The following is a 13,734-nucleotide window of genomic DNA, read 5'->3' as shown; positions in this document are numbered from 1 at the left end:
TCTATGGAATATACAGAGTTAAGCAATGCTCCTCACTTCATCTTTAATGGTCAACATACAAGGGACTTTAATGTTATTAATGTTCAATCAGACAGCGGTTTGGCGAAGGAAACTTTCCTTCCCGACCGTAACTTGATTGTTGAAAAAACAAGATATAGTGATAAGGCATATTTACTAGGATACAACGAAGAGCCTTTAAAATTTAAAATAAGACTACTATTTGATGAGCACAAATTAACACAACAGAATTTAATGGCTTTAAGACGTTGGATTGATACAAGCACATTCAAAGAGTTAAAGTTCGATACTGAAGAAGAATCAAATATGCACATTGTTGTTTATGCAATGGTTACTGGTACTTCTGAGTTATCACATAATGTTATCAATGACGGCTATGTGGATTTAGAATTCACTACCAATAGCTCAAGAAGATATTCAGAAATATTAGAAGAAGAATATGACTTCTCCACAAGCGCTACTGAGAAGCTAGTTAATGAATATAACGGCGAATTCTCAAGAGTGCGTCGCTTAGCTGATTCTTTAGGTAAATCTTTAAAACAGTATGTAGCAAGAACAAATTATGCAAATGTTGAAGAATTTTTTTCTGACAAGAATAAAGACAGAATTCCAGACGGTTGGAAAGTCGTGTCGGGAGATAAGTCTAACATTACTTTTGATAATGAAACCAAGAGGATAACGCTCAACAATGTGCATTTAAGAAAAAGATTTAACGGCATTAATGGACGTAACTACTACATGCGTGTACATGGTAATAATGGTAAGATTCGTATTCATGAAAAAGACTATGAAATTAATGGCTTAGGCGTTCACGAGTTTGTATTCAGACGTAATCTGTTAGGACACCACGGAACGTTTGATATTGACAGTTCAAGAGATGGTATTGGTGAAGGTTGGACTAAAGTTGGTTCTACCGGTAATTTCACGTTAGACACACAAGAAGAAGTTCAAGTTATCAAGAATGGCGGAGTATTAACCTCCCCTATTAATATTGTTGAAGGCAAAAAATATGTTGCAATAGCTTATGACCCAAGTCAAAACACAACAATTCAAATTGGTGATACGACTTCAACTAATGAGGATAACGACTTTAACGCTTTTAAATTCATTGGTAAAGCAACAGATAACTCAATCACAATCAAGCAAGCTAAGAAAAACAAAAATGCAAGATTAACTTATATTCGTGTGTATATGGTAAGTGATGAGGAATACGAACGATTTAATGATTTGTCGGTTGAAGAGATTGACAATCTTTATCCTTACTTTGATTTTCACTCATACTTTGAACTGAATTTCAAAGATACAGAAGGATACATTGATTATATTGACCTTTGGGAATTAAATCCATTAAACAAGAAAAAACTTGATTCTGGCACTCCTATTGAGAAATTAGTTTACTTTAATTACGAAAACTATTTGAAAATGTTAGACGGACATAAAAGTGATTTAGACAATCTAACTAAAGATATTGATGAAACATTTGCTAAAATAAGCAATATCAGTGGTTTAGAGGTTACAGAACATAAAAATAAAATTACCATTTTATTAGAAAAAATCGGCTCAGAAATCGCTAAATTACGCAAAGGTGACAATATGAAACTCTATCAGTGGGACGATATGCAGCCACATTACAAACAATTTAAGCAAATCATGACGGATATTGTCCCAGTAATGAAAGAGTTTATCAATTATATTGAAATTAATCATACATTGATTGACGGCTCACACGAAATTGGAACAGATAAAGTTACTATTTTTAATTATGGTGATAAGCCTGTCTACCCTACTTTTGAATTTGAATCAGTAGACGGTTCAGACATTATGATTAAAAACATTGATACTGGTGAGAAAACAATTATCACTGACAACATCAAAGGTGAAAAGATTAAAATGATTGGCTCAGCTGAACAAATTTATTCATCTCGCCCTGCTCCGTACTATAAGTATAACTCACATGATGATGTGTTTGTTAGGCTTAGACGTGGGTATAACGATATTGAGTTCAGTGGAAACTATCGCTTAAAGATTAAATACCAGTTTGTGTTGTTGTAATATCATCTTATTTTGACTATAATTAAGCTGTAATAATCATAAAGAGGTGAGCGTCATGCAAACTATGACTTTAAGTGAGTGCTTAAACAAAGCACAAGAGAATAAAGAGCTAGCACTTAGTGTTGTGAGAAACTCATATGACTCACAATTTAATTATGGTGATAGAAAGTTCGACAGACCTCGACGCAATCCGGACAAAGCAAAGGTGTTGAAGCAACTTGAGAAAGAGTTTAATTCAAGACGCAAAACAACAACTAAGTAACATTAATCCCGATGAAACCTTAGCAATTAGAATGTATAAGACAGCTGCGATAATCACTACATTAATGGACAAATTAGATGACCACCCTAAGAAAATTAATAAACCAATTGTGGTGGGTGGTCTTTCTATGGAGTTGTATACTTCTAGTAAGTACACAACTAATGATATTGATTTTATTACATCAGCTAGTTATGAATTAAATAATATTTTGCTTGAATTAGGTTTCGTAAGAGAGTCTAGAATTTATGAATATAAAGAGTTAGGTATTGCTTGCGACATTGTCGGCAATGTTTTAGAAAGCGTTGAGTCTTATGAGAAACTAAGAAAATTAGATGTGGAGAACGGGACATATTTTTATGTAATAAGCCCTGAAGATATAATTATTGATAGAATGCTTGATTTCAAATACGCTGACAATCTTAGATATTGCGCTATATTGACAACTAATTATTTCAGTTCTTTAGATTTCGACTACATAAAACGTGAATTAAAAGTCGACAAAGAAGCGTTATCAGAATTTAACTTAATGGTCGAAAACATAAAAAGCACAATCAAATAACTTTTAATTAGCCATGGCATTTATAGTCGTGGCTTTTTATTTTTGCACAAAATAATTGGAGGGAAACAAATGGCTTTAAATAAACATTTTACTTTTGATTTTGAAGATAGACCAAAGCCAAAATTATGGTTGTTAAAACCAGACTATACACGAATAGAACGTATTACAGGCTTCACCAAATTACAAGGAACGTTTAAACACACGAATATTAACCAAATCAGTTTTCAAATCGCACCGGTAGTGTTCGATGAATTAGAACATGAAGAGAAAAAGAATCCTATTTTTGATTTAATCAAGAACAAATATCTAATTGAATATCAATATAATGGTTTTAAAGATACATTTGTAATTGATGACATCAAGAAAGTTTCTACCGAATCTGATTCAATTGAAGTAACAGCCGACTCACTTTGCAACGAATTATCTAAAAAATCGGCAAACGAGGTTGAATTATTAGGTTCTACTTTAGAAAATTCGATGAATGAAGTGTTAAAAACATATGCCCCTTTATGGTCTGTTAAATCAATTGACAGTAAATTAAATGATGTAAAGAGAGAATTAACAGCTCAAACTACAACCGTTATGGGATTGATTGAGCAACTTAATGGATTATTTGATTCGGTGGCTGTATTTGACAACAACAACCGTGAAATATCGTTCTATCATAAAGAAAACGTAGGTGTGAATCGTGGTCTAAGAATAAGAGAAAATAGTTATTTAAAATCATTTGAAGATTCATTTGTTTCAAAAGACATCATAACAAGACTATATCCGTTTGGCAATAACGGTTTGACAATTCAAAGTGTTAATCCTGCCGGAACTGATTATATCGAAGACTTCTCTTATTTCCTCCACCCTTTCAAAAGAGATGTAGAACGAAATGTTATTAAGCATAGTGATTATATGTCAGATGAGTTAGCTCACGCCCTATTGGATTATAAAGAATATTATGATTCTAAAAAAGAAGAAGCTGAAGCATTCAGTAAACGATACACTGATATTTTAGCTGACCATTCTAATGAAAAATTTAAATTAAATCAATTAGCAGCTACATTTGAACGATTGAGAGAACGCAAAGAGTTGTTGACTCCTAAATCTGAATACATTGATTTAGGTATCAAGTCTAGTAGTTTTGATATTATCGTTGAGAAATCATCATATTATGTGTTGATGATTCAAAACTTAGGTCACCTATCACGTATCAGATTCCAAGGTCAAGTCTATGATGTTCCAACTAACGATTGGTTATACCTCAAGATTGACGCCGGTGATTTTCAAGACGCTTTAAAGTATAAAGATAAATTAAAATATACGATTGAAACATTAAGTACTAGACCAGAATACAGAGTTGTATTAACACGTTCTTCTAAAAACGATTATGAGGATTTAGAAGGAGAAAAATTAGAAAGAAAATACAACTATGAGAAGTACAAAAAGTTAGTTGACGACCAGTCAAGAGTAGTTGCTACTATTGAGCGACGTATGAAAAACTATGAAGACGAAAAGAAATCATTGATTGAGTCAATGAATCCTAAGCGTTTTCTTTCACCAGAATTGTATAAAGAGCGAGAACAATTTGTGTATGGCGCTATATGGACAGAAGAAAATCATACAGAAGCTAAAGAGTTATACGATGACGCTATCAAACAAATGAAGAAGCAAAAAATATTAAATAGAACATTGAACATTAGTGTTGTAAACTTTATTCAGTCTTTAGAAGATAAACACAGTTGGGATAAATTAGTAGCTGGTGACATTATCACTTTCTCTAATAAAGCATTTGACGAGAAACTTAAGGCATATATCACTGATATTCAAATCAACTTTGATGAGAATAATGTAACTCTTACTGTAAGTGATGTAATTGATTATAAAAATAGTGCGGAAGTTGTATCAGAATTAATCGCTTCAACAGCATCTAGTGCGGCACAAGTTAATTTCCATAAAGAACAAATTCGTGAACAAAAAGGAAAATTAACTAGAATGTCTCAATTAATTGAAGCTGAGTGGGACGCTAATAAGAAACGTGTACTTGCGGGCAACGAAACAGTTGACATTGGTTCACACGGCGTCAAAGTTATTTCTAACGAAAATCCTAGTGAATTCGTCATTATGGTTGGTGGCGTAATCGCTATGACTAAAGATAACGGTGAAACTTTTAAAACTGGTATTACACCTGATGGCGTAAACGCAGAGATGCTCATTGGTAAAATGATTGTCGGGGAGTCATTAACAATGGAAAATGAGTCTGGCAGCTTTAGATTCGATAAAGATGGATTAACTATTGATAAATCATCATTCCATTTGACATCTTCAGAAGGTGAAGATTATTTCGATAAACTCAAGAAAGAGATTGCTGAAGAAAGTAAAGTTAAAAATGATTTAATTCGTGATGAGTTCGACAGAAAATTGAATGTTGCTATTAGTGAAGCTATTGACGTTGAAGGTATTGTCAATGAAACTAGCGATATTATTAAAGAAACTTTTGCTGACGGTATTATTACAGATGTGGAAAAACGTTTAATTAAAGATACTTTAACAACACTTGAGAAAGAGAACAGTGAGTTTAAGCAACAAGTTGAACAAGCGTATAATCACCCTTACATTCTAAGTGAAGATATTATTAAATTAGACGAAGCAATTGCGGTATATAACGGTATTTATGAATCTTTAGTGACAAACATTAATGAATCAATTAGTGACTCTAAGATTACTCCCCAAGAATCAAAATCAGTAAATGATTCATTAATTCAATATCGTGAAGAAGTAAAAGATATTCTTGTTATTCTTCAAGAAATCATGGAACGTAACCTGAACAATCAACTTAATCAAGTAATTAATGAGTCACATGATTATGCAGATAAGATTTCATTAGATATTAAAGATGAGCTAAAGGATTTAAGCAAGTCAATCAATGATGCTGACGAATACATTAAGGGTGCTTTCTCAGATAATATTTTTGATAGTATTGAAATCGAAAATATCAAAACGATGTTATTAATTGTTGTTAGTGAACTCGAAGATATTACAAATCGACACAATACAGTATCTAATAATGAAAAATTACCGACTGAGTTGAAATCGACTTTAGACGCTTCTTATTCGACTTTACAACAGAATCATGAAGAGTTTGTAAACTATGTACAGTCAATGATTGAAGATGGTCGCTCAGATGAGCAAGAGAAATCGAATTATAAAGAAAAATATGAGAACTACAAAACTTCTATCGCTACTTTTGAAGATGAATATTCTAAAGCAATTTTAGCTATCTCAGATAAATATTCAAAAGATGCAGAAGGTAGACTACAAGGTAAATTTGATAGTCTTAAAGAAGAGATTGATAATGACCTGAGGGATATAAAACAAAACATTACAGAGTTTGAATCGTTGTTAGGAGATTCCTTTAAAGACGGTATTATCACTGCGCAAGAAAAAATTAGAATTCAAGTACATTTAGACATGTTAGACAGAGAGTTTACTGATGTTGAGGAGCAATACAAAATATTGTTAGCTAGCAAATATATCAATCAGAATATACGTGATTTAGTTTCAGCTAAACGCTCCCCTTATGTTGCTACCCATACTAATTTACGTAGATTATTAACTTCTGTTATTGAGGACTCCAAAGTCACACAAGAAGAAAAAAATCAAGTTGATGAGTTGTTAAGAACATATTCAACTAAGTTAAGTGAATACTCAGCAGCAATTACAGACGCATTAAACAAGATGTCAGTTAATATTGCAAGTGACGTAGCAGCTACACAGTTAGAAAAATTTAATGCAGTGGTTCAACAAGTCAATGAAGAAATTGATAGTTTACAAAAACAAGTTGATGGTGCGATAGAAACGTTCTATTACCCATATGCTCCTACTCTAACAAACGTACCCGCAAAGGATTGGAACACAAACACATTAAAAGAAGCTCATGTTGGAGACTTCTTCTTAAATACTAAGTCTGGTGTTGCATACAGATTCGTTAAAGAAGGCGGTAACTATTCTTGGAAAGCTATTGAAGACCAAGTTATTACTGAAGCGTTAAACAACTCAAAGAACGCTTTAGATGTTGCTGATGGTAAAAGACGTGTATTTATAAGTGAACCTACCCCACCTTATGACTCTGGAGACTTATGGACTCAAGGTCAAGCTGGAGATATTTTAGTATCTATCGGTAAAAAATTACAAGGACAACTTTATAACCCAAACGACTGGGTGAAAGCGTCTAAGTATACAGATGATACAACTGCAAATAGAGCTATTAGTGAATTAAATAGCTTCAAAGAATCAGTAAACGGTGATTTAAGAGATTTAAAATCTTCCTCTGAGCGTTTACAAAGAGAAGTTGTTTCATCATTTGAAGATAAAATAATTTCAGCTGAAGAAAAAGCGTCGCTAAAGTCTTTAATGCGCATTATTCCAATAGAAAGAACTCGAATTACTAAACAAGGCGAAACAGTTAAAAATTCTAAGAACTTACCTCTTGAGTATAAAAATAGAGTAACGAACTCATTACAGACATTAACTGATAATTTAAACCAGTTATCAGAAGCTGTTTCTAATGCAATCGCAGACAACAAAATTACTGAGGTAGAGTCAGCAAGTGTTGAAAGACTATTTACCTCATATAATAATTCTTTAAATGATTATGAGAAGATTATCAATGAAGCTATCGATGCAATGATATTTAAAGCTGCTGAGTCTGAAGCTAAGAAAGTCCAAGATAGATTTGACCAATGGAAATCAAGTGAGTTCTCAGTTGAAAGTGAAAGAATTGCTTCACGAGTGTCTGGTTCAGAATGGCGAACTACATACTTACCTCAAATTGAAGGTAAGATTGACGGAATTCAGATTGGTAATCGCAATCTATTACCAAGTTACCAAACTAATAGTCAAATTTATTATAAGTCTAACGGAGTAAGTGTCACTGGTAAATACACTATTTCGATGATTAATGGACAACGCCTTGGTATCCGCTTATACGATGATTACAACTTGTCTCTTGAACCAAACACAGACTATGTTTTTAAGGTGCATGAGAATAGCGATAATGTTACTGTTGGCGTGTTTTACAATAAAGGTTCAAACACAATTGTTGCTTATAGTAACAATAAGACAATTAAGTTTAATACTAAAAACTATCAGAACATTTACATTGTTATTCTTTCTAACTCAAATAGTCAGACAGTAGGAAAAATATCTTTATATAAAGGTAATAAAGAATTAGATTGGACACCTTCTCCTGAAGACTTCGAGAGTGCTTTAAGCGAAGTTGAAACTAAAATTCAAAACAATACATCGTTTATTGAGCAAAACAAAGAAAGAATCACTTCTTCTGTCTCACGAACAGAGCTTAACACACAATTAGAAAAAGTAGCATCTTATGAGCAATCTTATCAAATTACACGCAACAATGCAGAAACGTTAATTGAACACTTAGGTAGTACTTTCGAAGATAAATATTCTTATGAGGTAACTGCTAGGACTAGAAATAATTCTACTGCTACATCAGCGACAGCAATTTTCACAAGTAAAGGTGTCGGCAGAGGATTCGAATTAACCATTCTAGATGAGAAAGGTACTACTGGTATCCACCCTAAATTTGAGTTAAAGAATAATAGTATACCAGCTATTAACACTTATGGTAACTATAGTAGCGTTACTACAATCGATGTAATTTATACAAAATACTTAGGGACAGAAACTAATATTCAAAAAGTTAATTCTAAGATTGAGCAAGCAGCAGATAGTATTAATATTGAAGTTAAAGAGCTTAAAGAAAAATCTGAACTTAGAAATATGTTAAGTAACACTGATTTCGCTGTTCCTAATGCTTATTGGTCAGACACTAGCACAAACCCAAACTTTAGTTTTCCTGAGTTAGATGAAATGAGTATTAACTCTAACAACAACTTATTATTAAACAATGGTTTTAATAACACTGTTGTTGGTTCGAACAATTATAAACGTGTCGAAATGAAATTGACAGAGCCGTTAGAAGTTGGTTCTACATATACATTGCAGTTCGAAACTGAGAATGATGCAAATATTTCAGTTATTTCTGTAATCCCCCACTTTCCTGAATCACAAAGCTATACAGTAAATATTTCGGGGCAAAAGAGAATCACATTAAATATTAGAGCCACAGCAGCTAGTACATCAATGTTATTCTATGTGGGGCAACAACATAGTACAAATAATACAGCCAGCATGTCTGTGTCAAGAGCAACGTTAGTCAAAGGAAATCAACCACTACCTTATGAAGCTGGCAAATCACATCGAGTCACTAAGCTGACATACACAAATAATAATAAATGGGACGCACTCGCTACCCCTATGTTACCAGTTGGCGACAACTTAGAATACTCAGTTGGTGATGAATTAACATTCTCGGCTTACTTATATGTACCGTCAAGAGCAAAGGAATTGATGAATGGCACACCATATATTGAGTTAGCGACATACGAAAATATTAGTCAAAGTAGTAATCCAAATTTTACAAGAATAGCTGTTCAGCCAAGTGAAATCGTTCCTGACAAGTGGTTTAGAGTACAGACTACAGGTGTTATTCCGGCAACTTCACCTAATGGTAAAACAAAGTTTATGCGTGCATTATTAAGATACGAAGGTGTAAACAATTCTCCTGATTCTGACTTGTTCTTCTACTATGGATTACCAATGTTAGAGAAAGGTAATGAAGCAATGAAATGGACATTATCACCATCTGATTTATTCGACCCATCTGGGCTTGCTTCAAAGATTGCTTTATCACCTAGCAGTATTGATTTAATTTCAAAAAATTTAAATATCAATACTGACTTAACTGTTATTAAGAATACTGAAGGTAATGTTGAGATTTCTGGAGATACAATTAAGATTTCTAAAAATTCTAAAGAAGATAGCGTTAGTATTTCACCAGACGGAATTACAGTTATTAAAGATGGTGTGACAAAAATTCAGAACAGTTATGACACAAACGTTAATAATGTGCAAGCGTATGAGCCACAATTCTACTCTTCCAATGCGATTTATAGTATTTCAGACACACGATATAATCATAAACCACATGTCAGCACTGGAGCAGACGGATTGTATGGCTTAGATTGGGGTACATACAGTCTAGGTAGGAAATATAAGCAGCTCATCGAAAGTAGTGGGAAATCATGGGCTCGAGTAAACCGCTATACGTATGAATACAATAAGAGATATTTGGTTGTCCACCTCTCTTGTTATACTTCAGATGATGATATAATGCTTCATTTAAGATGGAGAACTGAGACTGGTGGCGATACATTGCATGAAGAAAAGATATCTTCTAAAAGATATGTGTTCCCACGAATCACAATTGATTTAGAAAAGAAACTCGGCAAAAAGCCTGATAACTCAACCGGTTACTTTGAGTTACAAGCTGGTTTGTCTCAAGGAACCTATAATGCACAATATGGTGGCTTTCGAATTACACGCATGACTATGACAGATTCTAAATAATATTGAGTAAGGTGAGATTATGTTAAGACCTATAAAAACGTATGATAGCGTACAAGATGAAAATGGTAAATACATTACTGAATTGTACATACTAGCCATTGCTTTAAATAGCATTGATGAAGAAGGAAACTTTTCAAGATGTTCAGTTGGGACAGATAATTCTTTAGACGTCCCATCTATCACTTTTATTATAGATGAAAATATATACGAACAATTAGACGATTTAAGAGTGAAAATTATCAACAATAAATATGAACTTGTTCCTAGAGCTGGATATGATTTTGTGCATAAAGAGTTAGAAACTCCAGAACAAAGACGAATTAGAGAGCTTGAAGAACAGTTAGCAAGATTAAAAGCAGCTCAAGGAGGATTATAATGGACAATAAAGAGTTAAGTGCTGAAGAATTGAAAAGTCAATTAGGCTATCTTAGAGCCAAATATGACAAAGCTATGCGTAGTATGACCAGCCAACTTGATTATACTATGGAGCTCGAAGTAGAAAATGACTTATTAAAAACAAGATTAAACGAATTAATGAAAGAGTCACAGGGATAATTCCTTGTGGCTTTTACTCTATAAATAAGGAGTGCTATTAGTGCCAAAATTTAATAATACATACGTTTTAAAGTTAGACGTAAAGCAACAAAATCCTAATCCTCAAATTAAATTTGTGCAATATGACTCAGCGTATTTATACATTGAGTTGTATGATGGCGGAAGAAAAATGGAACTTGAAGAAGGTGAGCGTTTCACTGTCTCTATTGAACATGAAGAAACAGGCACACGCAATACTGGATTAGCGCATTATGACGGTGAACAATTTGTTGTTTATGAATTGCGTCATGCCGATATGCAATATACAGGTAAATATAAAGCACGATTTGCTTCATATAAAGACAGAGAACGTGTTACATCGCTTGTATTCCGTTATGAAGTATATGAGGACTTAGAACAAATTGGTGACGTTAGTGAACTTACAATGTTACAAGAGTTGTTCATTGAGACTGAAGAAATTGGACGAGTCACTCAACGTCAAGGTGAATATGCTGAAGACCGTGGAGATTATGCAAATGCTGCTGGCGATTACGCTAATACAGCTGGTGATAGTCGAATGATGAACTGGATTCCTTATGTGAAGACAATTCAGGAACGAAGTGAACAATATCCTAATCCTAACAATGGTGACACCTTATATGTAATTGATGAAAATAAAGTATTCAGATATGACGGAATCGACGCAATGGATTGGGAACCAATCGCTGGTTGGGACACTTCGGTTATTCAAGATATTTACAGAACTAAAGAAGATAAAGTGGTCGTAAAGAAACTTACAGACGACTTAAGAGACGAGCTAAGAGCTTTAACAGTAGGTGGAAGAAACTTACTAGGTGGAACAAGTTTTAAATCTACCTTTACCCCTACTACATCAGATAGCGCATTTACGTTTAATCAATCTGACGAGAAAGAACTTACCGTAACTCCAACTGGTAGCTATACAACTTCCTCTTATTATGGTATTAAATTAGAAAAACAAGTGGAACCTAACAACTTTGCTTCAGTATCATTTTATGCTAAAGCAAATACACAAGGAACATTCAATTTTAAAATCGGTAACCTAGAATGGTCTCAAGATTTAGAAATTGAAGCATCAAACGAATTTAAAAAATATAAGTTAAGTATTCCAACTACTCATCTTACTGAAAGAAAAGATTATGTTTATTTCAAACATTCTAACGCTATTGTTATCCAACCGATGAGCTTAAAAGTAGAAGAAGGTAACCGTCCTACTACTTGGACACCATCATATATGGATATTATGAATGAGTTCAAGAGAGTTGATGGTGAAATTCGACGCATTGATGGGACACTTGGTTCTCATAATGATAGAATCACTGGCTTAGAAACTGAAATGAGTACTAATGTTGTCAAAAAGAACATCTACGAGCGTGATAGACAAGCTAACACAGAAAAATTCGCACAAATCACACAGACCGCAGAAGGATTAGAAAGCGTTGTCGGTAGAAAAGTCGGTGCCGAAGAAGTTAAATCATTAATCAACCAATCAGCTGAAAGAATCAAAATTAAAGCAAGCAACATCGACTTCAATGGTATGACTTCGTTTAAGAACACAGAAAATAAACTTGACCCTAATGCTTTTATCCAAATTAATGGTGGAGCTATTAAATCACGTGGTTATTATGAGCGTATATGGCGTGATGGCATTAAACGTAACAGGATTCAAGAGATTAACATTGAAGATGGTATGGTACGTATTTCCGACCCACAAGGTGACTTAATCGATAATGAAACTTACGGTTATGACTTTGTGAATGACTTGCAAAAAGACGGTACGAGACAATACAACACATGGCGCTCATTGTATTATTCTTCTGATGGTATTTCCACCTTCCGTGATGGCTCAGGTAAGAACTATGACCACCAAGGAAGAATTGTTTCTTCTGGTACTATTGAATTCTTCTCACATGCATATTCAAAAGCACGTGGGCTTACAATGTATTCGGCTTTTGGTGCAATTGGGTTACAAGCTACAGGTGGACAAATTCATCTTGATGCCGCAGCAACAGTTTACGGACGTTCTCGCCAGTCAGATATTAGATTAAGACCACATGAAAACTTACGTAGTGGAACGAATGAATTTGCTTTCGGTGTAAGTTCAGATAACTCAGGTAGATTAGTATTTGGTGATTTATCCAAGAAGCTAGGTGCAGGCTTCAGATTTATGAAGTCTAAGAACCCTACTATTTATGGTTTAGATGCATCAGGTTCAGCTTCAGCAGCAGTAACTTTAAACATCGGACGTGTACAAGCAGATAAGATTACATCACGAAACGGTAAGAAATCAGTGTACTTTAACGGTGAGGGTTCAGGTAACTTAGCAAACTCAAACGTGTTAATTTCATCTGGTATTAAGACTGGTGGTAACTCATTCTACGTAGGCGTTGATGGTGAATTACGTGTAACGGATAAACGAGGGTACAACCGAGGTAAGTCAATCACTTACAAACCAGTTCGTGCGAGCAAATTAAATTCTGTATCTTCACGTAAATATAAAACTAACATTGAAGATTTAAAATTAGACACATTAGAACTGTTGAAGAAAACTAAAGTGAAACAATATAATCTTAAATCTGATTTAGAAGAAGGATATAAAAAAACTAAGTATGGTGTAATCCTTGAGGACGTAGATGAAGCTCTTCAAGAAGGAGATGCTATCGATGTATATACAATGACTTCATTGTTATGGGACGCCGTACAAAAACAACAAGCAAAAATTGAAGAGTTAGAAAGAAAATTAAAATAAATATAAAGGTGCTCATTCCACTATATTTATATTTAGGAG

At 33.8% G+C, this 13,734-nt stretch carries 7 protein-coding genes; all 7 read left to right on the top strand.

The window, feature by feature from the left end; all coding sequences use genetic code 11:
* Positions 1–3: 3 nt before the first annotated feature.
* The 7 genes from EL101_RS04925 (at position 4) to EL101_RS04900 (ending at position 13,695) form a co-directional block, all read left to right on the top strand.
* Positions 4–2,070: a phage tail domain-containing protein gene (locus EL101_RS04925; RefSeq protein WP_240622713.1), complete on the top strand. Its 2,067-nt coding sequence runs from the start codon at positions 4–6 to the stop codon at positions 2,068–2,070.
* Between the two features lie 55 nt (positions 2,071–2,125).
* Positions 2,126–2,332 (top strand): hypothetical protein, encoded by a 207-nt coding sequence (locus EL101_RS13220; RefSeq protein WP_096597553.1) that lies wholly within the window; start codon positions 2,126–2,128, stop codon positions 2,330–2,332.
* Positions 2,289–2,891 carry a DUF6036 family nucleotidyltransferase gene (locus EL101_RS04920; protein WP_096597555.1) on the top strand — a complete coding sequence of 201 codons (603 nt, stop codon included), beginning with the start codon at positions 2,289–2,291 and terminating at the stop codon, positions 2,889–2,891. Before EL101_RS13220 ends, EL101_RS04920 begins: the two co-directional genes overlap by 44 nt.
* A gap of 69 nt (positions 2,892–2,960) precedes the next feature.
* Positions 2,961–10,373 carry a hypothetical protein gene (locus EL101_RS04915; RefSeq protein ID WP_096597557.1) on the top strand — a complete coding sequence of 2,471 codons (7,413 nt, stop codon included), beginning with the start codon at positions 2,961–2,963 and terminating at the stop codon, positions 10,371–10,373.
* A gap of 19 nt (positions 10,374–10,392) precedes the next feature.
* Positions 10,393–10,749 (top strand): hypothetical protein, encoded by a 357-nt coding sequence (locus tag EL101_RS04910; protein WP_096597559.1) that lies wholly within the window; start codon positions 10,393–10,395, stop codon positions 10,747–10,749.
* On the top strand, positions 10,749–10,928 hold the full coding sequence (locus EL101_RS04905) for a hypothetical protein (protein WP_096597561.1): 180 nt from the start codon (positions 10,749–10,751) through the stop codon (positions 10,926–10,928). The genes EL101_RS04910 and EL101_RS04905 overlap by 1 nt, the downstream gene beginning before the upstream one ends.
* Positions 10,929–10,968: 40 nt before the next feature.
* On the top strand, positions 10,969–13,695 hold the full coding sequence (locus EL101_RS04900; protein WP_096597563.1) for a tail fiber domain-containing protein: 2,727 nt from the start codon (positions 10,969–10,971) through the stop codon (positions 13,693–13,695).
* The last annotated feature ends 39 nt before the right edge of the window (positions 13,696–13,734 follow it).

Source organism: Staphylococcus delphini, assembly GCF_900636325.1.
Lineage (GTDB): Bacteria > Bacillota > Bacilli > Staphylococcales > Staphylococcaceae > Staphylococcus > Staphylococcus delphini.
Note: the sequence above shows the minus strand (reverse complement) of the source record. Positions and strands in the feature narration are given on the sequence as shown.